Consider the following 25,093-nt stretch of genomic DNA (forward strand, 5'->3'; position numbering starts at 1 on the left):
CGTGCCGGCGATCCGCGCGGTGCCCGGTCAGTCACCGGAGGCCGCCGGCAGGTAGGTCTCGAGGACCAGCTCCGTGACCCGGTGCGGGCGCCCGTGGCCGGCGGGGCGGGGACGCGCCTCCTCGATCACCAGGGGACCGGTGATCCGGGCGAGCCATCGGGGCACGCAGCGCAGGTGCAGCGGGCTGGCCAGGTCGACGAACTGCGGCTTCGGCCGGGTGACCGCCTCCCGGAGCCCGGCCACCGTGGGGGGCGTCGGCGACGGGGCGGACGGGGACCCGGTCGCCGGGGACGGCCCGGTGCCGGGCCGACCAGGCGCGTGCCCGGCGGACCGGCTGCCCTGGCGGAGGAAGACCTGGTCGGGCAGGTCCCAGGCGGCTCGCAGCCCGGCGGCGGCGGCGACCGGTGAGCCGGTCGACGGCGAGCCGAGTCCGCGAAGGCGCTCCTCGGCCCCACCGTCGAACCGCCAGCTGCGGCGGGCGACGACGAACCGGCCACAGCGGAGCCTGCTGCGGACCACCGCCTGCCCGCCCGGGCCGGACACCGTCCGCGTCGCGGCCAGGTGGCTGAGCCCGACCTCGCCGCTACCCAGGTCGCCGAGCAGGGCGGCGACCCGGGCCGGCAGCGCCGGTGGAGCGAGGAAGCCGAGGTACAGCACGTCGAGCAGGTCACCGGTGGCCGGGTCGAACAGCCGGACCTGGTCGCTGGCCAGGTCGTGCACCAGCTCGATCGCGGTGAGGTCGAGGCCGCCCAGCCGTGGGTCGTCGCCGACGTCCTCGCCGAGCAGCAGCGGGTGCAGGTTGGCGTTGAAACCGTGTACCGGTCGGAACTGGGCCACCCGGCCGGGCAGTACGCGGCGCAGCTGGGCGGCGACGGCCTCCCGCATCCCGGTGTCCCCGAAGAGGCCGAGGAAGCGGCTGGTGAACCGCCCCCATCCGCCGTAGATGTGGTTGAGGTGGACCGATCCGTCGGCGTCGGGTTGGCAGAAGAAGGCGTACGACGCCGGCCGGGTCCGCAACCAGCGGGGCAGCGCCGCGACCGCCTCGGCGACCAGTTCGGCACCGATGACGGTCTCCGCGCCGTCATCCCCGCCGTCGGCCAGTACCGCCCGGGTCACCTCCTGGCGCAGCGCGGCCAGCGCGGCCAGCTCGGGCACCCGCGCGATCGGGCCGCCGGCCAGGGCCCCGTCGGGGGTCACCGTCGGCAGGTCGCCGAAGCCGGCGCCGACCTCGGCGAAGAACTCGCCGAGGTCGGCGCAGCGGCCCCCGGAGCCGTACCGTTCGACGAACCGGTGCCGCAGCAGCCGGCGCAGCACCTGGTCCGTGTCGAACATCAACGCGAGCCCGGTCAGCGCGGTCAGGTCGGCGGTGTCCGCCGGCCGCCGGGTCAGCCGTACCGGCCCGGGCAGCACGACGTCCTCGGTGGCCGGGGCCAGTGGCGGCGCGGTGGCGCCGAGCGAGTGCAGGGCGTCGCGCCAGCCCGCGCTGATCCGGCGTACCAGCGGGCCGCGTCGTGCCGCCTCGACGTCGGCCAGGGACCGGATGTCCTGGTCGAGGCGCCGCACCCGGTCGGCGACGGCGGGGTCACCGGTGTCGGCGAGCCAGTCGGCGATCGCCGCGAGCGCCGCCGGGTCGTGTTCGGTGGTCGGCGGCACCGGAATCAGCAGCCGTTCCGTGCAGAGCTGATCGACGAGTCGGCGGGCGAGCCGCTCGGCCGCCGCGGCGTCCGTGGCGGGGTGCGCGGGGCGTCGGCTGAGGGCCGCGACGAGTTCCTCCGGCGGGTACCCGCCGGGTGCGGCGCGGAGCACCCGGATGATCGCGGCCAGCGCGGGCCGCAGCGGCATCAGTACCCGCTCCTCCCGGATCACCGGCGCACCGTCGGCGTCGGCCGTCGGGTGCTCGCGGTAGAACACCACGTGTTCGCCGAGCACGCGGGTCCCGGGCGCCAGCCGGTGCGGGGTGCGTGGCGCCTGCCCCGGGCGGCCGTTGCCGGCCAGGAAGAGGCTGGCGACCAGGCCGGCCGGTGGACGGGTTACCGCCGTCGGCACTCCGGCCGCCGACAGATCCAGGCCCGCCACGGGTTCCGGGCCGGCCGCCCGGTCACGCCCGGGCCGAGACCGTGGCCCGGGGGGCGGGGGTCCGAGGGCGCTGTCGTCCGGCCAGGAGCCCCAGCCGACGATGGTGAACCAGGAGAGCGGGCTGGTCCGCGTGGACGTCCGCAACGCGTACCGGAGCACGGTGGGCTCCGACTTGCGACCGCGGGCGTCCGGTACGCCGCCGCGCGCCGCCGTGCGGTGTACCGCTGCCAGCAGTTCCGGGCTGGTCAGCGCCACCGCCTGGCCGAACGGGTCGCTGCCGCAGAGGGCGGCGAGCGCGACGCGTTCCTCGGCCAGTGCCGCCTCCGACCCGGCGTCGATGGCGCCGGTCAGCCGGTCGATCTCGGCCCGAACCCGCAACCAGCGCCCCAACGCGGGCAGGCGTGCGGCAAGGTCGCCGAGCCGGGCACGGACGTCGCCGGCCGGAGACCGGCCGTTGTGGACGTCGCGGCGCAGGGGCAGCAGGACCGACTGGCGGTACGCCCTCGAGGACCGGCCGCCGAGCCGGTACAGCTCGTCGGCGAGGTCGGGGCCGAGGGAGTGGCACTCGACCAGTCGATCGACGAGGCGGTCCTGGAGGCGGCGCAGCCGCCGTCCGGCCGGCCCGGACGCCGGCTGGTCGACCCCTGTCAGGCGGATCAGCACGTACGGGGCGACCTCGACCTCCGGCGCGACCCGGCCGCCGGGTACCGACGACGCCGGTGGAGCGGAGTTCTGACGGGTGATGGACACGCTCTCCCCTGTGGACTGTCATCGACACCGGCCGGTCGAACCGGTGGGGACGGTCGCGCCGACGGTGTCGGCGACCCGGCCCCGCCGGTCGGCAACCGATCCGGTACGACTACAGAGGAAGCTGGGCGGCGCAGGAGGAGTAGCCCAGCCACTCCCAGACGACGGAGGTGCTCGCCGAGGCGCCGGTCTCCGGCAGGGCCACCGCGTCGCGGACGGCGTGCACCTCCAACAGGTCGGACACCTCCAGGTCGGCCAGGTTGAGGTCTTCGAGGTCGGCCAGCGTGGCCGCCATGTCCGGCATGGTCACTCCATTCTCCGAAGGCGTTGCTCCCGAAGCGGTGCGCTCGGGGAGCAACACGGACAGTGGGAGTGACGCTAGTCGTTTCCGACCGCGCGTTGCCCGTCCGACCGCCCAGTGACCGGTGGCCGTCCGACGGATGTCGAATGTGGACGCGGTGGCCGTATGGTCCCGCGCTCCGGTGTGCGGTCCCGTTGTGGTGGACGCCGGCACCCAGCGCCTCCCGAAATCCTGCAGCCCAGCCGCGGTGCGGCGAGCCCGGCCGGCGGGACTGTCCGCGTCGCCGGAATGCCGCCGGAACCGGGGTCGCGGACCCGGGTCGTTGCGACACGTGCCGATTGGCCAGAGATGTCGCGGGCGGCTCTGGTCAGCAAAAATCCACTTGACTCATATATAGCGATCGATGGCTCGGGTGCGGTACTGCTGTTCATTGACAACAGGAACACCTAGCAAACGGAGGCGTGCCATGCTGACAACTCGTCGTGCCCTCGCGGCGGCCGGCGCAGCGCTGCTGCTGGTGGCGGCTGTGCTGATCGTCGTGGTGGGGAACCACCGCACCGCCGAATCGGAGCGGGCGACGCTGGCGGCAGCGGCGGCCGGCCCGGCCGCGCCGGCGCCGTCGGACGAGCGCCTCCGTGAGGTCCTGCTGCCCAAGGCCGACCACCCCGCGGGTACCGAGCTCGTGGAGATGTCGTTGGCCGACGCGGGCAAGTTGTTCGAACCCGACCCCGACGTCACCGTCTCGCCGGTGGCCTGCCTGGGCTCCCTGCAACTGGCGATCGGCGAGCAGAGTCGGGCCGCCGGCGGCTGGATCCAGGTCGGCAGCCGGCGCGACGTGGACAAGGGCACCACGGGCAGGTTCACCGCGACCGTCGAGGAACTGCCCGAGGGGCTGGATCTCGCCCGGCTCCGCGAGGCCGCGGGCACCTGCACGTCCGGCAGCATGACCTGGCGGTCGCTGAAGGTCGGCGCCAGGATCACCCTGGCCGAGGTGTCCGTGCCGGCCCTGGACGGCGCCGCGACGTACGGGCTGCAGTCGACCATCACGTTCACCGGCCTGACGCAGCAGCAGTTCGACCAGCTCGTCGCGGACAGTTGCTCGATCGAGGCGGCGTCGGCCGTCGTGGCGGTCGGCTGGACCTGCGACGAGGGCGCGGGAACCGTGGCGGTCAACCAGCCCGCCGGGGACTTCACTGTGCGGCAGTACCAGCTCTACGTGGCCCGCGGAAGCCACTACCTGGAGATCTGCGAACCGGACCTGGCCACGGCGATCTCGATGTCGGAGACGCTGTACGGCCGGTTGCGCTCAATCGTCAAGTGACATCCGATCGACTACCTGGGTGCGTAGACCGGCGGCTCGTCCCCGGTCGGGGACGAGCCGCGAGGTCCGCCTCGCCGGCCCCGGCCGGGTCGAGGCCGGGGTCGACCGGGTCGATGCGCAGGAGGGCGTCGAGCAGGTCCAGGACGGTCATGGCTGGTCCGCCAGCCGGAGTACGGCGTTGGCGAGGACGTCGGTGCCGTTGCCGCAGGCGGTGGGGGTGGAGTACTCGCGGGGCGTATGGCTGATGCCGCCGCGTTCCGTAGATCTCCAGGAGGTCCGACTGATCGACCTCAGCGGCCGACGTCGAAGGAAGCCACTCTCTCGGCGAGCCAGCTCACGTCGGCGCCGCTCGCAACCTCGACCGGCTCGGATGCGCGGCAGAAGACCCGCCCTCCCGCGGCCACGCCGTCGAGCCGCATCGAACTGTTGCTCACCCGCAGCCAGGTGCCCTCGCGCATGGCGAGTACCGGGACGTCGTTCTCCTCGAGGAACTGTGTGAGCCGCTCCTCCCGGGTCTCACCCTGGTGCGTCGAGGCCGGGTCCGGGTCGAGGTAGTGGGGGTTGATCTGGAAGGGCACGAGGCCGAAGGTCTCGAAGGACGGCGGTTGGACGATCGGCATGTCGTTCGTCGTACGCAGGCTCGGCGTCGCGACGTTGGTGCCGGCACTCGACCCGATGTAGGGCATGCCCTCGGACACCCGGGTGCGCACGACGCTGATCAGGTCGAGCTTGTGGATCGCCTTGACGAGACGGAAGGTGTTGCCGCCGCCGACGAAGACCGCCTCGGCGGTGGCGACGAGGTCGCGTGGCGTGCCCTCGTGCGCTCCCCGGACGGTGATGCCGAGTGGCTCCATGGCCCGACGGACCGTGTCGGTGTAGCCGTCGTGGTCTGCCAGTGCGAAGGGGACGAACACGATGGAGCGCCGGCCGTCGAGTGCCTGGAGGATCGCGTCGCGCGCATGCTCCAGATAGGCCCGGCCCGGGGCCGTCGAGTTGGACAGGAGCAGGAGGTTCTGGTGGCCCTGGGTCATGGTTGTCTCCTCGATGCGGCCGGTCCGGATCGTCGGCGCGGCGTTCAGTGGGATCGGACCGTCGTGGTCTGCCGGGCAGCGGCGGCCGAGTTCGCCCGGTTGTCGAGCAGCGCGGACAGTTGCTCCGCGGCGGCCTGTAGTGCGGGCAGGTGGTCCCGGATGTCGTCCGGACGCGCCGGATACTTGCTCTCGCCGAGGCTGAGCGAGCCGACGGGCCGCCCTCTGAGCATGATGGGAACGGCGAGCGCCCTGGTGGCGTAGTCGTATTCGCCCTCCGAGTAGGCGTAGCCCTGCGCAACGGTCTCGACGAAGAGCCGTTCGACCTCGTGCTCGCCGACCTTCGTCAGCTCCGTGAAGGTCGCGAAGACGCGACCGGAGATGAGGGCGCGTCGTTCGTTGCTGTCGAGGAAGGCGAAGTAGCCGCGGGAGGTGGCTCCCGCGTTGGCCGGGTACAACTCGCCGACGAGCGGATGACTGCGCAGCGGTTCGCCGCCGTTGACGGCGGCGACGCAACGGACGTGAAGCCCGTCCGGGACGGCGAAGATGGCGGTGCGATCGGTCTGGAAGGCGAGCGGCTCGACCACCCGCTGGGCCAGGGCGGCCAGCCCTCCCGTGCGCTCCCAGACGGCGGCCATCCGCCACATCGTCGGCCCGAGGCTGTAGCGCCGGGTCACCGGATCGGCGTTGAGGAAGCCGCGCGCGGCGAGCGCGGCAAGGATCCGCTGTGCGGTCGACTTGTCGATGGCGAAGGCTTCGGCAAGCTCCATGACGCCCCAGTCGCGACGCCGCTCGGTGAACGACAGAAGGACCTCCAGGGCGCGGTCCACGGTCTGGAGCGGCGAGCGGGGGCGGGCGCCGTTGTCTGACATGGGTCCTCCGGGATGGGTGGGACGTGTGTGAACCTACCGCACTCCGATCCGCTTCGAGATGCCCTCTCATATACAGAGAAGGTATTGCGCAGGGGTGCGGGGCGGACGAATCCTGGGTGGCGCCGAGACCAGGTCAGACCCAACAAAGCGCAGATTGGAGGTGGCCGTGAACCACGTGGTGCGACGAGTCCTCGCGATGATCCCGGCGCTCCTCGGTGTCGTGCTCTGCATCTTCCTTCTCACGCGCGTCCTGCCCGGTGACCCGGCCCGGACGCTCGCCGGGGAGCAGGCTGACCCGGCGACCGTCGAGAAGATCCGTGCCGAGATGGGCCTCGACCAGCCACTGGTCGCCCAGTTCGTCTCCTACGTGCGCGGCCTCTTCGCCGGAGACTTCGGCTTCGCCTGGCACACCGGGCAGCCCGTCCTCACGGACTTCGCCTCCCGGCTGCCGGCGACGGTCGAGCTCGCCATCGTGGCGATCCTCATCTCGCTGCTCGTGGGGGTCCCGATCGGTGTCATCAGCGCGACGCGCCGCGACCGGCCCGTCGACCACGCCAGCCGCATCTTTTCGCTGGTCGGGGCGTCGATGCCGCTCTTCTGGCTCGCCCTCATCGTGATCTTCGTCTTCTACAACAAGCTCGGGTGGGAGCCGGCCCCGCTGGGCCGCATCGCCCAGGACGTGAACCCGCCGACGTCGATCACGGGGCTCTACGTCCTCGACTCACTCCTGACCGGTGACCTTGTCGCGCTCAAGTCGTCGCTGGCCCACATCATCTGGCCGGCCATGTGCCTCGCGACCGGGAGCACGGCGATCATCGCCCGGATGACCCGGTCCGAGATGCTCGAGGTGATCAACCAGGACTACGTCCGCACCGCTCGCTCCAAGGGCCTGCCGCCGGTCAAGGTCATCCTCAAGCACGCGCTGAAGAACGCCGCCCCCGTCATCGTGACCGTCGTCGGCCTCCAGTTCGGCCAACTCCTCGGTGGCGCGGTCATCACCGAGACGGTCTTCAGCTGGCCCGGCATCGGGGCCTACGTCGTCCAGTCCGTGCTCGCGACCGACTATGCGCCGGTCCAGGCCTTCACCCTGCTCGCCGCGGTCATCTACCTGACGGTCAACCTCTGCGTCGATCTGTTCAACGGCCGCCTGGACCCGAGGATCGAGAATGCCTGACACCACCGTGTCCGCCACCGCGAAGGGCCGCAGGGTCGCGTCGTCCGACCGGGCGGGGTCGAGGCCCACGACCGCTTGGCGCCTCCTGGTCCGCAACCGCCTGGCGATGGTCGGTCTCGTCTTCATCGCGATCTGGACCATCGGCGCTCTCGTGGCCGACCTGCTGCCGTACTCGCCCACCGAGACCGGAGCCGGGGGGCTTCTCGAACCCCCCTCCGGCGCACACCTCTTCGGCACGGACAACTTCGGCCGCGACATCCTCGCCCGGGTTCTCGCCGGCGGGCGCATCTCGCTCTGGACCGGGCTCATCGCCGTCGGGATCTCGCTTCTCGTCGGTGTGCCGATCGGTGCCATCTCCGGCTTCGTCGGCGGCGCGGTGAGCGCGGTGCTCATGCGGGTGATGGATGTGCTCCTCGCCTTCCCGTCGCTCGTGCTGGCCATGGCGATCGCCGCCGCCCTCGGCCCGGGCCTGGCGAGCGCGATGGTCGCCGTGGGCGTCGTCGGCATCCCCGAGTTCGCCCGCATCGTCTACAGCCAGACCCGCTCGCTCCGTGAGCGTGACTTCGTCGAGGCGGGGCGCGCCCTGGGTCTGCGTGACCGGACGATCCTCATCCGGCACATCGTCCCGAACACCGTCGCCCCGATCCTCGTCCGAGCGACCCTCGGCATGGGTTACGCGATCCTCACGGCCGCCTCGCTCAGCTTCATCGGCCTCGGCGCGCAGCCGCCGACGCCGGAATGGGGCGTCATGATCTCGGACGGCCGTGGCTACATCATCAGCGGCGAGTGGTGGATGACCGTCTTCCCCGGTATCGCCATCGCCACCTCGATTCTCGGCTTCAACCTGATCGGCGACGGCCTTCGCGACGTCCTCGACCCACGCCTGCGGACGAGCCGATGACCCGGCGCGGACCTGCCACGGACGCCAGCCATCCGCCCACCCCAACCCCCACCCTGACCTGAAGGAGAACAGCGTGAAGCGCAGCGCCACCCTGGCCGCCGCGGTCGCCGTCATCTTCGTCGCAGCCGGCTGTGGAGCCAACGCCAACCAGGGCGACTCCTCGCGGGCCGATGGGACCGCCAAGGACACCCTCGTCGCCGCCTACTCCGAAGGCGGCAAGACCCTCAACCCCGCCGAGGCCAACGACGTCACCTCCGACACGTTCGTCGTGGCCGCCTACGACCAACTGGTCACGTACGACCGCACGACGGTCGACGGCAAGCCGACCGCCAAGACGGACACGATCGTGCCGATGCTGGCCGAGTCGTGGAAGGTGAGCACCGACTCGAAGAGCTACACCTTCACCATGCGGCCGGGCGTGACGTTCGAGGACGGCTCGGCGCTCGACTCCGACGACGTCGTCAAGACGTTCGACTTCGTCAAGAAGTCGAGTTCGGCGAGCTTCCTGTACGGCATGGCCGGCATCGACACCGTGACCGCGGTCGACTCGCAGACGGTGAAGATCGACCTCAAGGCGCCGAACCACCTCTTCCTCCAGATCCTGCCGATGTACTCGTTCTCGATCATCAACATCGACAAGGTCAACGCCGAGGGCGGCAGCAAGTGGCTCGACACGCACACCGCGGGCTCCGGCCCCTACCGGCTGACGAAGTGGGACCCGGCGACCGAGGCCGTGCTCGAGCGTAACGACACCTACTGGGGCGAGAAGCCGGCCCTGCGCAAGATCAACACGAAGTTCATCGGCGAGGCGAGCAACCGCGTGCAGCTCCTCACCAAGGGCGAGGTCGACATCGCGCTCGAGGTGCCGGCGAAGGACGTCGACACGCTGTCGAAGCAGTCCGGCGTCGCCATCGACTCCCGGGCCAGCAACAAGATCCTCTTCTTCGGGATGAACAACGCCGTCAAGCCGTTCGACAACCCGAAGGTCCGTCAGGCCGTCTCGTACGCGATCCCGTACGACAAGCTCATCAGCGACGTCATGAAGGGCCAGGCGTCGCCCATGCGCTCGTCCGTGGCCAGCTCGACCCCGGGCTTCACCGACGCCGGCTTTGTCTACTCGTACGACCTCGACAAGGCGAAGGCGCTCCTCGCGGAGGCCGGCTACCCCAACGGCTTCAGCTTCGACTTCACCCTCGGCAGCGGCTTCGAGGACTGGTCGGACGACGCCGTGCTCATCCAGGCCGAGCTGGCGAAGATCGGCGTGACGATGAACATCAACAAGATGGCGCGCCCGCAGTTCCTCGAGGCGCTCGCCACGAAGAAGGTGCAGGCCTACATCAGCCGCTGGACCTCCTTCGTCAACGACCCGGGCTACCACCTCGGCCTCCTGCTGACGAGCGACGGCACGAGCAACTACGTCAACTTCAACAGCCCCGAGGTCGACAACCTCTGGAAGCAGGCCTCGACCGAGACGGACCAGAACGTCCGGAACGATCTGTACGGCAAGGCGCAGGAGATCATCAACACCCAGGCGCCGTGGGCGTACCTGTACGAGTACAACATCGTCGTCGCGCAGCGGGCGGGCGTGCAGGGGTACACGTCGTACCCCGACGGGATCATCCGCTTCTTCCAGCTGAGCAACAAGGGCTGACGCCGAGGAGAGACGTGCCGCCGGGCCCGCCGCCATCCCGACGCGCCCGGCGGCCGCCTCCTCCGCACCACCGCGAATTCGACTCCCCGCAGGCGAACACGACACCTGGAGCCCGACTTGACCACGACATCCCCCGCCTGGGAGACCCGGGTCCTCGACGAGATCGAGCGCACTCAAGACGAACTGCTGACGCTCGCCGGAGACCTCATCCGGATCCCGAGCGAGAACCCTCCGGGGGACTGCACGGACGTCGGCACCTTCATCGCCGACCACCTGCGCGCCCACGGCCTCGACCCCGAGGTCCACGACGCGGGCGATGGTCGCCTCAGCATCGTCGTCCACCGTGCCGCTAGCAACGCCGCGGTGGACGGCGATCCCACGACGGCGCGCCACCTGGTGCTCGCCGGCCACACCGACGTCGTCCCCGTCGGTGACCTCAACCGCTGGACGTTTCCCCCCTTCGCGGGTGACATCGTCGACGGTTACCTCCGCGGTCGCGGGGCGAGCGACATGAAGGCCGGTCTCGCCGGCGTCATCCACACGCTCGTCGTCCTCCACCGCCTCGGCGTCCCGCTCGCCGGGAAGCTGTCGCTCGCGGCGGTCCCCGACGAGGAGCAGGGCGGCTCGCGCGGGGCGGACTGGCTCCTCGACCAGGGCGTCCTCGACGGCGCGACCGGCGCGATCATCGCCGAGCCCGCCGAACGCACGCACCCGACGATCGGCCAGAAGGGCAGCAACTGGTTCCGTATGGCGATCGACGGCAAGCCGGGGCACGGCAGCCTCCAGCCGTTGCACGGCGTCAGCGCGAATCTCCTCGCGGCCAGGGCCGTCATCGCGCTGCAGCAGCTCTGGGACATGAAGCCGTCGGCGCCCGAGGACGTGCAGGACCTCATCGAGAGGTCCAAGACGTTCGCCGAGGAGCGCGAGGGCTACGGCCCCGGCATCGGTGCCGTCTTCGAGCGCGTCACCGTCAACATCGGCACGATCCACGGCGGCACCTCCTCCAACGTCGTCGCGGACCGGTGCGTCGTCGACGTCGACACCCGCGTGCCGATCGGGTTGTCGCGGGCCGAGGTCCTCGCCCGGGTCGACGAGCTGCTCGCCGAGGCGGGCATCGAGGCGACGATCGAGCCGATCGGCTTCCGCAGCGAGCCGAACTGGACGCTGCCGAGCGACCCCGTCGTCGCCGAACTCGTCGCGGCCCTACGCGAACTGACCGGGGACCCCACCGCGGCGGGTGTGCTCCAGTGGGCGTCCTCCGACGCCCGCACCTTCCGTAGCCACGGCATCCCGGTGCTCCAGTACGGGCCGGCAGAGCTGGCCACCATCCACGGCTTCGACGAGAGGGCACCCGTCGCCGACGTCGTCCTCGCCGCGAAGACCTACGCCCTGACCACCCTCCGGTACCTCGGCGTCGCCGAGACCGCTGTCGAAAGCGAATGATCGTGCTGTCCCACGTCCTCACGGCCCTCGACCTCCTCGACCGTCCCGACGCGTCGGGCAAGCTCGTCGCCGAGCACCTGCGCACCCTCGGCGACGACGCCTGCTCGATCACCGTCGAGACGGTGGCGGGCGAGCGCGGCTCGACCGACTTCCTCCGCGTCACCGTCCCGGGCAGCCGCGGCAGGACCGTCGGCGGCGACGCCCCGACGCTCGGTGTCGTCGGGCGCCTCGGCGGCCTCGGCGCCCGCCCGGAACTCATCGGCTACGTGTCCGACGGTGACGGGGCCACCGCCGCCGTCGCCGCGGCCGCCAAGCTCCTCGCGATGCACGCCCGCGGCGACATCCTGCCCGGCGACGTGGTCATCTCGACGCACATCTGCCCCGACGCGCCGACCCGCCCACACGACCCCGTGCCCTTCATGGACTCGCCCGTCGACATCACCGCGATGAACGAGCACGAGGTCACCTCGGAGATGGACGCCGTCCTGTCCATCGACACCACGAAGGGCAACCGCCTCATCAACCACCGCGGCATCGCGATCTCCCCGACGGTCCGCGCCGGCTACATCCTCCCCGCGAGCGCCGACCTCGTCAGCGTCCTGGAGACCGTGTCGGGGGAGCCAGCCGTCGTCTTTCCGCTGTCGACGCAGGACATCACGCCGTACGGCAACGGCCTGCACCACCTCAACTCGATCCTCCAGCCGGCCGTCGCGACGGCCGCGCCCGTCGTCGGTGTCGCCATCACCACGGTGACGCCCGTCGCCGGCTGCGCGACCGGCGCGAGCCACGAGGTCGACATCGCACTGGCCGCGCGCTTCGCCGTCGAGGTCGCCAAGGGCTTCACCGCGGGTGCGGTGTCCTTCCACGACGAGGCCCAGGCGGCGCTCCTCGAGAGCCTCTACGGCCCGGCCACCCACCTGCAGACGAGCGGGAAGACCCCCGCGCACGCCTGAGCGGGCGCGCGGGACCGAGCCCAGCGGCATACGGAACAAGGAGCACGGACATGGCTGAGACCCTGCTGTCGATCGAGAACCTGTCGATCCGGATCGACACGTCGCGCGGCCCGATCCACCCGGTCCGGGGCCTCGACCTGACCATCGCGCGCGGCGAGATGGTCGGGCTGGTCGGCGAGTCGGGGTCGGGCAAGAGCGTCACCGCCATGTCGATCACGGGACTGCTGCCGGCGCGGCAGGCGCACGTCACCGGCGGGCACATCCGCTTCGACGGGCGCGACCTCGCCGCGCTGTCGGACCGGCAGATGCGCAGGATCCGCGGCAAGGACATCGCGACGATCTTCCAGGAGCCGATGACCGCGCTCAACCCGGTCTTCACGATCCGTGACCAGCTCACCGAACCGTTGCGCCAGCACATGCGCCTCGGCCGACGGCAGGCGGCGGACCGAGCGGGCCAACTGCTCGACATGGTGGGGATCCGCAACACCGCCCGCGTCCTCGCCGGGTACCCGCACGAGTTGTCCGGTGGAATGCGCCAGCGAGTCATGATCGCCATGGCCATGGCGTGTGAGCCGAAGCTGCTCATCGCCGACGAGCCGACGACCGCGCTCGACGTCACGACCCAGTTGCAGATCCTCGACCTCATCATGGACCTGCAGGAGCAGCACGGGACGGCGGTCCTGCTCATCACGCACGACCTCGGCGTCGTCGCCCAGACCTGCCAGCGGGTCGCCGTGATGTACGGCGGTGAACTACAGGAGACGGCGCCGACGGAGCAGCTTTTCGCCGCGCCGCAGGCCGACTACACGAAGCGGCTGCTCAGCTTCATCCCCTCCGCCAACGAGCAGGTCATCGAGGCGGTCGAGGCGCTCGCCGAGGAAAGCGCGGCGCCCGACGGCTCGGGGCCGGTTCGTGGCGAGGCAGGCACGGACGCCTCCACGGCATCCGACGACGACGCTCCGGTGCTGCTCGAGGTCACCGACCTGACGAAGATCTTCACCGGGCGACGCCGCCGTCTGGGACGTACGGCCGATGCCGTCAAAGCCGTCGACGGCGTGTCCTTCCGGGTCCGCCGTGGCCGCACGCTCGCCATCGTGGGCGAGTCCGGTTCGGGCAAGTCGACGACCGGTCGGGCCCTGCTGCGCCTGCACGAGCCGACGTCGGGGGCGGTGACCTTCAACGGGGCCGACCTCCTCGCGGCGAGTGACGACGAGTTGCGTCGCCTCCGCTCCGAGATGCAGATCGTCTTCCAGGACACGTACGCCTCGCTCGACCCGCGGTGGACGATCCACCGGGCCCTCGCCGAGCCGCTGCGGTTGCACACGGACCTTGACGACGCGGCGATCCGCGCCCGCATCGTCGACGTCCTCGAGACGGTCGGCCTGCGGGAGGAGGACATCGACCGCTTCCCGCACGAGTTCTCCGGGGGTCAGCGCCAGCGGATCGGCATCGCACGGGCCCTCATCCTCAACCCGAGCCTCGTCGTCTGCGACGAGCCCGTGTCGGCACTCGACGTGTCGGTTCAGGCCCAGGTGCTCGACCTCATGAAGCGGTTGCAGCGAGACCTCGGGCTCACGTACGTCTTCATCTCGCACGATCTGTCCGTCGTCGAGATGATGGCCGACGAGATCGTCGTCATGAGCCAGGGCCGCGTCGTCGAGCAGGGCAGTGTCGAGCAGATCTTCACGGCGCCCCAGCACCCCTACACCAAGGCGCTCCTCGCTGCGATCCCGATCGCCGACCCCACCGCGCGGGTCGACCGGGCCGTGCGGCGCCGCATCGTCGAGCGTGGCATCGCGGCTGCCGACCTGCCCGAGAAGGAGGTGGCGTGACGCACGAACCGGCTGGGGGCGGGGCGCGCAGCGCGAGGCCGACGCTCGGTCTCGTCACGATCGGCCAGGCCCCCCGCGTCGACCTGATCCCCGATGTCGAGGCTGCCCTCTCCGGCGTCGACTGGGTCGAACACGGCGCGTTGGACCTTCTCGACGCGGAAGGCATCGCCCGGCTCGAACCACGCGGCGGAGAACGTACCCTTGTTTCTCGCCTGCGGGACGGTTCGCGCGTCCGCCTCGGCGCGACGAGCATCGCCGCGGTGCTCGACGGCGCTCTCCGGCGTTGCGTAGCCGATCACTGCGGGGCCGTCCTCGTGCTGTGCACCGGCCGCGTCGAGCACGGTCCGGCGTCGGTGCCGGTGCTCCACGCGGAGGACCTCGCCCACGACCTCATGGTGCGGCTCGTCGGTGAGGGGCGGTTGGGTGTCCTGTGCCCCGTGCCGGAGCAGTTGCCGGACATCCGGCAGCGGTGGGAGGGGCGCCTGGGCCGCCCGGTCGTCGCGGCAGCGGTGGACCCCTACACGGCTGGCCTCGACGAGGTGGCGGCCGCCGGACGAAGGGTCACCGCGGGCGGAGCCGACGTGGTCTTTCTCGACTGCATCGGCTACACGGGGGAGCAGCGGGACGTGCTCGCCGCCGAGGGCATCCGAGCCGAGACCGCCCGCCACCTCGCGGTGACGGGCGCGGTGGGTCAGCTGTCGTCGCACGCTGACCAGGAGCGTTCGCCGGGTTGGTGACCCGACAGGGGCGGCCGGGGAGCCCTCCTCCGAATGCGGTGAGGTCGGGCAGACCCGTCAGATCCGTGAACGATCGAGGTTGATCCACAGTCGGTTCCGGCCCACGCCGCCGGCATTCGGTCTGCGATTGGCGCTCACCGAGCGACTGCGAACGACCAACTGCCTGCCCGGGTGCTGATCTGCTTCGTGACGTTGCCGTGGATCAGTCGCGCCTGGCGCCACCTGGATTCGGTTTCGCGCGCGCCGGCGCAGTGCGGGCCGGAAGGTCCGGCAGTCGGCCTCGGAACCGCACCCGCAGGGCGCGGTCGACCAGGAGCACGCCCCGGCCGGGCCGCGCCTCGGCCACTCGGCTGAGTCCGGGAGTCCATCGCGGGGTCACTCCACAGGATGCAGCTCGACCAGGCCATTGTCATTGGGCGGTCATTGGTCTACCGTCCAGGACCAATAACCGCCCAATGTTCGAGGTGATCATGTACGAGCCCGCCGACATCAGCGATGTCGTCGTCGACGAGACCCGGCCGGTACCCGCGTACTACCAGGTCTACGAGGCGTTGCGGCAGCGGCTCGGCGGCTCCGACCTCCCCCCGGGCAGCCGGCTGCCCACAGAACGGGCCATGGCCGAGCAGTTGGGCGTGAGCCGGGCCACGGTCCGCGAGGCGCTGACCCGCCTCGAACGCGACGGGCTCGTCAACCGGCGGCAGGGCGACGGCACGTACGTGGCCGAACCCCGGGTCGAGCACGACATGCGGTTCCTGCACGGGTTCTCCGCCGAGCTGGCCCGGCGCGGGCACCGAGTCCGCTCGAAGGTCCTCGCCATGGGCACCGTCCGTCCCTCCGCCCGGCTCTGCGAGGTTCTCCGGGTCGCCGACGGCCCGGACACGGCGATCGAACTGCGCCGGGTCCGTTCCCTCGACGGCAGCCCGGTGTCGCTGGAGACGGTGTGGCTCTCCGCCGACCGGTGCGCCCCCCTGCTCGGCGTCGACCTGAACGACCGGTCGCTCTACGACTCGCTGCGTGCCTTCGGCATCCAGCCGGTACGCGGGCACGAGCAGCTCACCGCCACCGTCCTCGACGACTTCGAGGCGACCTGCCTCGACCAGCGGGTCGGCGCCCCCGCCTTCCTGGTCGAACGGGTCACCTACGACGCCGCCGATCGCGCGGTCGAGTACGTCAAGAGCGTCCTGCGCGCCGATCGGTTCACCATCCGCACCGACCTCGACCTCGAGGCGGCCCGTTCTCCCCTCACACCCCCCACCACCGAAAGCTGACCGGAGGTTCCCCCATGAGCGAGCGCAGCGAGCGAAACATCAAGCACGGTCCGGACGAGCCTCGTGACGGTTTCCGAGCGCAGAAGGAAACCGGCACGAGCAACGCCGAGGCTCGGCGGGTCGAACGCCGTCGCGGTGCCGCGCGCTTCTTCACCCCCCGCCGGATCGCCCGCATCGCCATCCTCGTCGCGCTCAGCGCCGTCGGCGCGTTCATCAAGCTGCCCAGCCCGACCGGCACGGTGGCGCTCGACTCCGCGCCCGCCTTCCTCGCCGCCGCCGCGTTCAGCCCGCTCGAAGGGTCCATCGTCGGGGCGCTCGGGCACCTGCTCTCCGCCCTGACCACCGGTTTCCCGCTCGGCCTCCCCGTCCACCTGCTGGTCGCGGCCGAGATGGCCGTCTTCGTGGCGATCTTCGGCCTGCTGGCCCGCCGGGTGAACATCTGGCTCGCGATCGTCGTCGGCATCGTGCTCAACGGGGTCGGCGGCGCCGCCATCATGATCCCGATCGGCGGCGTCGGACTCTTCGCCGCGCTCGTGCTGCCGCTCACCGTCGGGTCGGCGATCAACATCCTGGTCGCTGCCGCCGCGACCCGGGCCCTGCGCTCCGCCGGCCTCGCAGAGGAGGAGACCAGATGACCGGCGCGGTACGCGGCGTCCGGCGAATCCGCGACCTCACCGTACTCGACCTCACCGACAGCTGCCTGGTCGTCGCCTGCGACTCCGTGGGCGGCATCGGCCCGAAGCCGCACGACACGGTGGCCGTACCGGCGTCGACCACCGCGCACTTCGCCACCCGCGTGCCGTTGCTGGAGGTGCTCTGCGCCGGAGCCACCCCGACCCTCGTGGTCAACACGCTCTGCGTGGAGGCCGACCCGCAGGGCCGGGAGATGATCGCCGCGGTCGTCGCGCTCGCCGCCGAGGTCGGCCTCGACGCCGACCGGGTCACCGGTACGACCGAGGACAACGTCCCCACCGTCGCCACCGGCATCGGGGTAACCGTCCTCGGCGAGGCGGCTCACGGGGCGCTGCGCCCCGGAGCCTCCCGCTCGGGGGACGTGGTGGTCTGCCTGGGTCTGCCCCGCTCGGCGCCCCGGGACCGGGTCGTCCCCGGCCACCCCGACCTGGTCGGCCTCGCCGACCTGCGGGCCCTGCTCGACAGCGGCGTCGTCCACGACGCGCTCCCGGTGGGCTCCAAGGGCCTGGCCTGGGAGGTGCCGCAGCTCGCGGCCAGCGCCGGGCTCACCGTCGACTGGCGGACCGACCATCCCGTACCGGTCGACCGCTCCGCCGGCCCGTCGGCCTGCGTCCTGGTGAGCTGCCGCCCGACCGACCTGACCACGGTCCGTGCCGCCTTCCCCGATCCGCTGCCGGTGAGCGTGGTCGCCGAGCTGACCGAGGAGGCACCATGACCACCCGAGGACTGACCCGAGCCGCCGGCGGCGAGTCGCGGGGCACCGACGACCCGGACGCCGTACTGCGCGCCGACGGCGTCGGCTTCCGGTACCGGTCGGCCACCGAGCGTCAGCTCACCGACGTCTCCTTCCAGATCCGGCGCGGCGAGCGGGTCGCCGTCATGGGCGCCACCGGGGCCGGGAAGACCACCTTGTTGATGATGTTCAACGGGCTCATCCCGCACCACCACGACGGTGAGATGCACGGGTACCTGACCGCGGTCGGCCTGGACACCGTCGAACACGACGTGGTCGACCTGGTCCGGCACGTCGGCCTGGTCATGCAGGACCCGGAGTCGCAGATCACCGGCCGGCTCGCGCTGGACGACGCGGCGGTCGGCCCGGCGAACCTCGGGCTGCCCCGCACCGAGGTGCTCGACCGGGCCCGCCGGGCCCTCGATGCGGTCGGCCTCGGCGAGCTGGCCGACCGGGACACCGGGCAGATGTCCGGTGGACAGCAGCAGCGGCTGGCCATCGCCGGCATCCTGGCCATGGCTCCGGAGATCCTCGTGCTCGACGAGCCGACCAGCGAACTGGACCCGGCCGGTACGGCCCAGGTGTTCGCGGTGGTGGAGCAGGCCGCCGCCGACCGGGACCGGACGGTGGTCCTGGTCGAGCACGAGCCGGAACTCGTGGCGCAGTGGGCCGACCGGCTGATCGTCCTGCACGACGGTGCCCTCGTACACGACGGCCCACCGGCGGACTTCTTCGCCGCCGCGGAGCGGGCCGAGGCGGTGGGACTGCGACCACCGCAGGTGACCACCGTCTGCCACGCGCTCCAGCGGGCCGGCCGGCTGCCCGCCGACCGGACGGCGGTGACCCTGGACGAGGCGGTCGCCGTGCTCCAGGACCGGCTGCCGGCCACCGCCCGGGCACGCACCAGCGCCCGAGCCCCGCAGCCGTCGGGCGCGGCGGACGCGGCCGTCGTGATCGAGGCGACCGGCCTCGGCCACCGCTACCCCTCCGGGGTCCAGGCCCTCTCCGACGTGGACGTCCGGGTCCGGGAGGGCGAGTTCGTCGCCCTGCTCGGCCGTAACGGCGCCGGGAAGACAACCTTCGCCCGGCACCTCAACGGCCTGCTCCGTCCCACTGCCGGGCAGTTGCGGGTGTACGGCCGCCCCACCGGCGACCGCTCGGTCAGCGACCTGGCCACCGACGTCGGGTACGTCTTCCAGAATCCGGACCACCAGATCTTCGCCCCGACCGTCCGCGACGAGGTCGCGTTCGGGCTGCGCAACGTGGGCTGGGCGGACGACCGGATCGAGGAGAAGGTACGCGAGGTGCTCGACCTGGTGGGCATGCGCGCCCACCTCGACCACCACCCGTTCCGGCTCGGCAAGGGGCAGCGGCAGCGGCTGGCGGTGGCCAGCGTCCTGGCCCTGGAACCCCGGATCCTCATAGTCGACGAGCCGACCACCGGCCAGGACTGGCGCGGCGCGCGGGCGATCATGGACCTGGTCCGCGAGTTGAACCGGGCCGGCCGGACCATTCTGATGGTCACTCACGACATGCCCCTGGTCGCCGAGTACGCACATCGGGCGCTGGTGTTCGATGCCGGGCGGCTCCGCGCCGACCTCCCGGTGGCCGACCTCTTCGCCGACGAGGAGCTGCTCGCCGGGACCCAGCTCGTCGCACCCCAGGTGACCCGCCTGGCCCGGCGGCTCGGGCTGCCCCCGGTCACCACCGTGGAAGCGTTCGTCGAACTGTGGGAGGAAGCCTGATGTTCCTCGAGTACCGGCCCGGCACGAGCTTCCTCCACCGGATGGACGTCCGCACCAAGCTCCTCGTCTTCGTGGTCGCGGTGGTGTTGACCTTCCAGTTCGCCCACCCGCTGCCCAACGCGCTGCTGGCCGTCGGCTCGCTGCTGCTCCTGCCCGCGCTTGGCGTGCCGGGGCGGCAGGTGGGCAAGCTGCTGGCGCCCCTGGCCCCGGTCGTCGTCCTGATTCTGCTCTTCGCGGCGCTGAGTCGGGGCCCCGGTGACTTCGACTCGTCCTCCTCCGCCCGGGTGCTGGTGCACCTCTGGTTCGGTGACGGCCTGCCGCTGACCGTCGGCGGCCTGGCCCACGGCGCCAATCTGGGCCTGCGGATCCTCACCATGGTGTGCCTGACCGCCGCGCTGATCGTCAGTACGCCGGTGGAGCACTTCGTCGCCCTGATGCGCATGGCGCGGCTGCCGTTTCCGGTGGTCTTCATCGTGATGACCGCCCTGCGGTTCGTCCCGACCATGCAGCACCGGGCCAACCAGGTGCTGGACGCCCAGCGGGCCCGGGGCGCGAAGATCGACGGCGGGATGATCGGTGCGATTCGCGCCTACACCACGATCATGGTGCCGCTCTTCTCCACCGGCATCCGGATGTCCGAGGAGTTGGCCGCCGCGATGCTCAACCGCGGCTACGGCATCACCCGGCAACCCACCGCGCTGACCATCCTGCGCCCGACCTGGCGTGATCCCGCCATAGCCGCGGTGACCGCCGTGGTGGTCGGCGTGGTCGTCTGGGCCCGGCTGACGGGGTGGGGATCGTTGTGACCACTGTAGAACCGATGAATGGAGTACCCGACATGACCGACCGAGCGACGCTGGACACCGTGACCACGGCGGACCGGGCACGGGGCTGCCTAGCCGGGGTCGCGCTCGGCGACGCCATGGGCATGCCCGGCGAGCTGTGGCCACGCCAGCGGGTCGTGTCGACCTTCGGCTGGATCGACCGTTTCCTTCCCGGCCCGGACGGCCACTTCGTGGTGGACGGCTTCGTCGCCGGCCAGGTCACCGACGACACGCAGCAGACGTACATGCTTGCCGAGGCGATCCTCGCCGCAGGCGGCACCGTGGACACCGCCGTGGTCGCCCGGCACCTCGTCGAGTGGGCCGACCGGGTGGGGGCGAGCGAGGGCAACTTCCTCGGCCCCAGTTCGGCCCAGGCGATCCGGCGGCTCCGGGAGGGGGCCGACCCGGCGGAGACCGGCAAGGGCGGGGAGACCAACGGCGCCGCGATGCGGATCGCCCCGGTCGGCCTGCTGCACCGCAGCGAGCGACTCGACGCGCTGGTCGGCGGAGTGGTGGCCGCCTCGCTGATGTCCCACCACACCAGCGTGGCGATCAGTGGCGCCAGCCTCGTCGCGGGCACCATCAGCGCCGCTGTCGAGGCGCCTGACTCGGCCGACCGGCCCACCCGGCTGGCCGAGGCGCTGGAGGTCGGGTACGAGGCGGGCCGGCTCGGCGCGACCCGGGGCGAGCAGGTGGTCAGCCCCTCGGTGGTCCGCCGCGCCCGGTGGGCCGCCGACCTGGCGCGGCAGCCGGGGGACGACGTCGACTTCCTGGCGGACCTCTACGACCTGGTCGGTGGCGGCGTGGCGACCGCCGAGACGGTGCCCGCCGCGGTCGGTCTGCTGGTCCGCTCGGACGCGGACCCGGTGCGCTGCGCCGTGCTGGCGGCGAACCTCGGCGGGGACACCGACACCATCGGTGCGATCGCGACCGGGATGGCCGGCGCGGTCAGCGGGTTCTCCGCCATCCCCCGGGACCTGTTCGACCAGCTCCGGGCGGTCAACGGGATCGACCCCGTAAAGCTCGCCGACGCGCTGCTCGACCATCGTCACTGACCTGCCGTCGGGTGCGGTCCTCGGCGACCCGCACGGGACGGGCGACCCGCCGTACTCGTGCTTCGGCAAGGTCACCGGCCGCCATGGACGTTGGAGGTCACGTGGGGGTGCCGTTCGCGCGGCACCGTCCGTGACGTCCCCGTCCACTGGCGGCCGCCGCCCGATGCGCCTACTGGGCGGCGCTGGAGTTCGGTAGACCCCGCATGGCGTTGCTCTCGGCCGGAAAGCTCGGACAACCTTCTCGGTCGATGGGATTCACGGCAGGATCTCGACGTACCCGTCGGTTCCGTGCACGCGAATCCGCTGCCCGTCCCGGATCAGCTTGGTCGCATGGTCCACACCGACGACGGCGGGCAGGCCGTACTCCCGGGCGACCACCGCCCCGTGGGTCATGAGGCCGCCCGCCTCGGTCACCAACCCCTCAACCGCGACGAACAGGGGTGACCAGCTCGGGTCGGTGTAGGCGGTGACCAGGATGTCGCCTGGTGCGAGATCGGCCTCGGACATGTCCAGGATGACCCGAGCCCGCCCCTCGACGATTCCACCGGAAACCGGGAGGCCGACCAGCGCGTCGTGCGGCACGTCGTCCCGTCGGTACGCCCCGGCGATACCTTCCCCATCCGACGTGAGCACCCGGGGCGGTGTGAGCGCTTGATACGACCTGAACGCGTCCTTGCGCCGCCGGATGAGCTGATCATCCGCCTGGTTCTTGCGCACGACGTCGTGAAGCTCCTGGAACGTCAGGTAGAAGCTGTCTTCCTTCTCGCGAAGCACGTTGGCCTGCACGAGGCGCTCGGCCTCTGCGAGCAGGGCCTGCTTGTAGACGAAGTAGCGGCTGACAATGGCGTACTTCGGATACTCCCGGTACCCGATGAAGGTGCGGACCCGGTCGATCATTCGCTTGGTTTCTTCGGCTTTCCGTTCCCCGTCCGGCAGGGCCCGCAAGCGCTCGAGGATGTCGTGTTCCTTCTTCTCCGCTTCCTGGCGTCCTTGCTCGAAGCGCCGCTTGCGAGCGCCCGGCTCGAAGTTCCTGATGTTGTCGAGGATGAGGGGCACCAGCGTGGTGGGGCGTTCGCTCCAGCGTGGCCTCGTGATGTCGATCTCGCCGACGCAGCGCATGCCGTACCTGTCGAGGTAGGTGCTGATGGCGTCCCGCGCATCCCGGCCGCCCGGGAGTGCGGCCAGCTCGTCCAGGAAGCCTTCGTCCTCGACCTCCTGCAGGAAGGTCACGACCTCCGGATGCGGGCGGATGACGTCGGCGACGTCCAGGAGCGCCAGCCCCATCTCCGACGTGACGTTGTGGGGCGCGGACAACGTGAGCGTGTCGGCCGCGTTCTTTTCGCTCAGCCACGCCTGCAACTGCTCGTTGAGCCACCACGAGGCTTCCATCCCCGCCATGATCACCTGCATGCTCCGCGGATCGCCGAGAAGCTGCTTGTGCTCCTGGAAGGAGGCCAAGAGGAAGTCGAACAGCGCCGGCCCGGATTTCGTCGCGATGTCGCGCTGCAAGGTGGCGATGGACGCCTGGCTGCGTTCGATCAGGTCGGTGACGATGGCCGGATCGGTCTCAACCGGTCTGGGGGCGCCGCCGCCGGCGGGCGGCCCTGGTGGACCCGGATCGGGCAGTGACGGGACGAAGTCGCCGCGGTCGATGATGGTCTCCAGCGCGTCCCTGGTCAGCGGATCGGATCTTCCCACGGCCTCCAGCAGGCCGGCGCGGCTCGACGGCGATGCCAGGGCCCGGGTGACGTCGACGAACAGTCGACCACCGGCGTCGTGCATCGGCGCGAGGGCCGTCAACTGCCACACGGAGAGCCCCAGGGGCTTCATGGGGTCCGTCATCATCTGCTGGTGACCGACGGAGACGTAGACGTGGTCGGCTCCGTCGCCGGTCTCGGGGACGGGGAACAGCGTGGTGATGGGCCGGCTCTGGACGAACTGGAAGTCATCGTCGACCAGGCACCATTCGATGTCCTGCGGGTGGCCGAAGTGGGCTTCGATCCGCCGGCCCAGCTGCACCAGCCGCACGACCTGTGCATCCGCCAGCGCCGGCTGCTCCTGCCGCTCCGGTTCGACCGCCTGTTCCTTCGTCCCGCCAGCCGGCAGGGCGTGGATGGCTAGTCGCTTGGGGGCGATCGCCCTGTCGATGATCACACCGTCGCGCACCTTGTAGCCGTCCGCGTTCACCAACCCGGAGACCAGAGCCTCGCCGAGGCCGAAGCTGGCCTCCACAGCGGCGACCCTCCGGTTGGACGTGACGGGGTCGGCCGTGAACAGGACGCCGGCCACCTGCGGGAAAACCATCTTCTGCACGACAACGGCCATGTGGACCGCGCGGTGGTCGATGCCGTTGCGCTGACGGTAGGTCACGGCCCGCTCGGTGAACAGCGAGGCCCAGCAGCGGCTGACGTGCTGGAGGATCGCCGTCAGCCCCATGACGTTCAGGTACGTGTCCTGCTGCCCTGCGAAGGAGGCCGTCGGCAAGTCCTCTGCCGTCGCGCTGGACCGGACGGCGTAGGCAGCTCGCTCACCCACCTGGGTGAGCGCCCGGGCGATCGCTGCCGCCACATCGTCGGGGAGGACGATCGCTTCGATGGTCCGGCGGATCTCCGCACTGAGGGTGCGGATCGACTCCCGGTCGTCCGGCTTCAGCCGCGACAGCTGATCGAGCCGGCCGTCGATCGACGGCGCTTCGGCCATGATCCGCCGGAAGGCGTCCGTTGTCACGCAAAAGCCAGCCGGCACCCTGATGCCGTCGATCCGCGACAACGCCCCCAGGTGCGCGCCCTTGCCGCCGACGATCGCGACCTGCGTCTCGTTGACCTCTTGGAGATTCAACACGTACTGCTCGGTCATCGCGATACCTCCGAGGCAGCCGTCCTCCGCCGCACTCCACCGAACGGGCGGATCAGCCGCGTCTCGAGTTCGGTCCAACCTTCTGCGGTTGCGCTCGACTCTGCCTGCCTTCCCCGGTGACGGTTTGCTGGCCGCTCCGCCCATTCGGGCGGTGCGCACACCCCCATCCCCGCGCCGATCGGCCGCAACCGCACCAGGAACGCGACCAGCGGTTCGACGTCACCGCGCCTCCCATGGGTCGTCAACGTACGCACGTCGTGCCCTCATTTCTTCGCCCGTTCCTTGCGTCCGGCCGACGATTCTGCGGTAAGCCCCGGGTCTTGCGGCAAGCCCCCCAGTGCGATATACGTTAAAGTGGGAACGTTCACTTTGTTGTTCGCTGCGGTCTGAAGCCCTCCTTTGAAGCGGTGGCATGGCGCGAACGAAATGTTCTCCCTTTCTTCGGCAAACCCGAACGCGAGCCGCGTCCCTCGCGACGCTGCTCCCACACCCGAGCCCGGCCTGGCCCGGCCTGACCGAAGCCGTCCACTGGCTCATCCTCGACGAACTCGGACCCACCGCCCGACGACGACTACCTCACCCGCCCCCGATCGCATGAAGGAGAGAGCATTGACATCCTCCCGGCCCTGAAGGACTCCGTTGGGAAATCCTCGAAGTGGATGTCTGGGACGTTTCAGGTGGTGGGTTCGAGTCGGGCGAGGTGGCTGGTTCTGGTTCGGCCGAGCGGTGTGCTGGTGAGCCAGGCGTCAACGCGGGCGATGTTGACGGCGGCAGTGGCGAAGAGGTGACCGAGGTGGGTCTTGTCCATGGAGGTGTAGCGGGTGTGCCGGATGCCGGTGCGCCGGACCGTCTGGGAGATTGTGGCCTCGACTCCGGCGCGGAT

At 71.1% G+C, this 25,093-nt stretch carries 20 protein-coding genes; 14 read left to right on the top strand and 6 right to left on the bottom strand.

What is annotated here, in order from left to right; genetic code table 11:
* Positions 1–27: 27 nt before the first annotated feature.
* Both ACZ6O2_RS11205 and ACZ6O2_RS11210 read right to left on the bottom strand, forming a co-directional pair.
* Positions 28–2,826, bottom strand: a complete 2,799-nt coding sequence (locus ACZ6O2_RS11205) for a lantibiotic dehydratase (protein WP_466022740.1) — start codon at positions 2,824–2,826, stop codon at positions 28–30.
* A 109-nt stretch (positions 2,827–2,935) separates the two neighbouring features.
* Positions 2,936–3,127: a thiopeptide-type bacteriocin gene (locus tag ACZ6O2_RS11210; RefSeq protein ID WP_350708790.1), complete on the bottom strand. Its 192-nt coding sequence runs from the start codon at positions 3,125–3,127 to the stop codon at positions 2,936–2,938.
* 463 nt (positions 3,128–3,590) lie between these two features.
* Here ACZ6O2_RS11210 and ACZ6O2_RS11215 point away from each other — a divergent pair, with 463 nt between their 5' ends.
* Positions 3,591–4,445, top strand: coding sequence for a hypothetical protein (locus ACZ6O2_RS11215; protein WP_466022741.1), 855 nt, complete (start codon positions 3,591–3,593; stop codon positions 4,443–4,445).
* Positions 4,446–4,735: 290 nt separating this feature from the next.
* Here ACZ6O2_RS11215 and pepE read toward each other — a convergent pair whose 3' ends face one another.
* A complete protein-coding gene (gene pepE / locus ACZ6O2_RS11220) occupies positions 4,736–5,476 on the bottom strand; it encodes a dipeptidase PepE (RefSeq protein ID WP_466022742.1) in 741 nt (246 codons plus the stop codon).
* A 44-nt stretch (positions 5,477–5,520) separates the two neighbouring features.
* Complete coding sequence (locus ACZ6O2_RS11225) at positions 5,521–6,345, bottom strand: IclR family transcriptional regulator (protein ID WP_350708784.1); 825 nt, start codon at positions 6,343–6,345, stop codon at positions 5,521–5,523.
* Positions 6,346–6,511: 166 nt separating this feature from the next.
* Here ACZ6O2_RS11225 and ACZ6O2_RS11230 point away from each other — a divergent pair, with 166 nt between their 5' ends.
* The 13 genes from ACZ6O2_RS11230 to ACZ6O2_RS11290 all read left to right on the top strand — a co-directional run bounded on the left by ACZ6O2_RS11230 (position 6,512) and on the right by ACZ6O2_RS11290 (position 21,354).
* Positions 6,512–7,519, top strand: a complete 1,008-nt coding sequence (locus tag ACZ6O2_RS11230; protein WP_466022743.1) for an ABC transporter permease — start codon at positions 6,512–6,514, stop codon at positions 7,517–7,519.
* Complete coding sequence (locus tag ACZ6O2_RS11235) at positions 7,512–8,420, top strand: ABC transporter permease (RefSeq protein WP_466022744.1); 909 nt, start codon at positions 7,512–7,514, stop codon at positions 8,418–8,420. The genes ACZ6O2_RS11230 and ACZ6O2_RS11235 overlap by 8 nt, the downstream gene beginning before the upstream one ends.
* A gap of 73 nt (positions 8,421–8,493) precedes the next feature.
* On the top strand, positions 8,494–10,071 hold the full coding sequence (locus ACZ6O2_RS11240) for an ABC transporter substrate-binding protein (protein WP_466022745.1): 1,578 nt from the start codon (positions 8,494–8,496) through the stop codon (positions 10,069–10,071).
* Between the two features lie 117 nt (positions 10,072–10,188).
* Positions 10,189–11,514, top strand: a complete 1,326-nt coding sequence (locus ACZ6O2_RS11245) for a M20 family metallopeptidase (protein WP_466022746.1) — start codon at positions 10,189–10,191, stop codon at positions 11,512–11,514.
* Positions 11,511–12,467 carry a DUF1177 domain-containing protein gene (locus ACZ6O2_RS11250; protein WP_466022747.1) on the top strand — a complete coding sequence of 319 codons (957 nt, stop codon included), beginning with the start codon at positions 11,511–11,513 and terminating at the stop codon, positions 12,465–12,467. The genes ACZ6O2_RS11245 and ACZ6O2_RS11250 overlap by 4 nt, the downstream gene beginning before the upstream one ends.
* Before the next feature lie 50 nt (positions 12,468–12,517).
* On the top strand, positions 12,518–14,299 hold the full coding sequence (locus tag ACZ6O2_RS11255) for an ABC transporter ATP-binding protein (protein ID WP_466022748.1): 1,782 nt from the start codon (positions 12,518–12,520) through the stop codon (positions 14,297–14,299).
* Positions 14,296–15,036, top strand: coding sequence for an AroM family protein (locus ACZ6O2_RS11260; protein WP_466022749.1), 741 nt, complete (start codon positions 14,296–14,298; stop codon positions 15,034–15,036). Before ACZ6O2_RS11255 ends, ACZ6O2_RS11260 begins: the two co-directional genes overlap by 4 nt.
* Positions 15,037–15,491: 455 nt before the next feature.
* On the top strand, positions 15,492–16,304 hold the full coding sequence (locus ACZ6O2_RS11265) for a GntR family transcriptional regulator (protein ID WP_466022750.1): 813 nt from the start codon (positions 15,492–15,494) through the stop codon (positions 16,302–16,304).
* 14 nt (positions 16,305–16,318) lie between these two features.
* Positions 16,319–16,939 carry an ECF transporter S component gene (locus ACZ6O2_RS11270; protein ID WP_466022751.1) on the top strand — a complete coding sequence of 207 codons (621 nt, stop codon included), beginning with the start codon at positions 16,319–16,321 and terminating at the stop codon, positions 16,937–16,939.
* A complete protein-coding gene (locus tag ACZ6O2_RS11275; RefSeq protein WP_350708766.1) occupies positions 16,936–17,712 on the top strand; it encodes a hypothetical protein in 777 nt (258 codons plus the stop codon). The genes ACZ6O2_RS11270 and ACZ6O2_RS11275 overlap by 4 nt, the downstream gene beginning before the upstream one ends.
* Positions 17,709–19,475: an ABC transporter ATP-binding protein gene (locus ACZ6O2_RS11280; RefSeq protein WP_466022752.1), complete on the top strand. Its 1,767-nt coding sequence runs from the start codon at positions 17,709–17,711 to the stop codon at positions 19,473–19,475. Before ACZ6O2_RS11275 ends, ACZ6O2_RS11280 begins: the two co-directional genes overlap by 4 nt.
* Positions 19,475–20,281, top strand: coding sequence for an energy-coupling factor transporter transmembrane component T family protein (locus ACZ6O2_RS11285; protein WP_466022753.1), 807 nt, complete (start codon positions 19,475–19,477; stop codon positions 20,279–20,281). The genes ACZ6O2_RS11280 and ACZ6O2_RS11285 overlap by 1 nt, the downstream gene beginning before the upstream one ends.
* A 32-nt stretch (positions 20,282–20,313) precedes the next feature.
* The gene (locus tag ACZ6O2_RS11290; protein ID WP_466022754.1) at positions 20,314–21,354 is read left to right on the top strand and encodes an ADP-ribosylglycohydrolase family protein; all 1,041 of its coding nucleotides are present in this window, start codon (positions 20,314–20,316) and stop codon (positions 21,352–21,354) included.
* A gap of 255 nt (positions 21,355–21,609) precedes the next feature.
* On the opposite strand, the gene rph is transcribed toward ACZ6O2_RS11290, so the two are convergent.
* Together rph and ACZ6O2_RS11300 are read right to left on the bottom strand one after the other, a co-directional pair.
* A complete protein-coding gene (rph, locus tag ACZ6O2_RS11295) occupies positions 21,610–24,210 on the bottom strand; it encodes a rifamycin-inactivating phosphotransferase (RefSeq protein WP_466022755.1) in 2,601 nt (866 codons plus the stop codon).
* 673 nt (positions 24,211–24,883) lie between these two features.
* Positions 24,884–25,093: transposase (locus ACZ6O2_RS11300; protein WP_466022756.1), on the bottom strand; the 210-nt coding region annotated here is incomplete at its 5' end.

It is taken from the genome of Micromonospora sp. NPDC048040 (assembly GCF_055587185.1).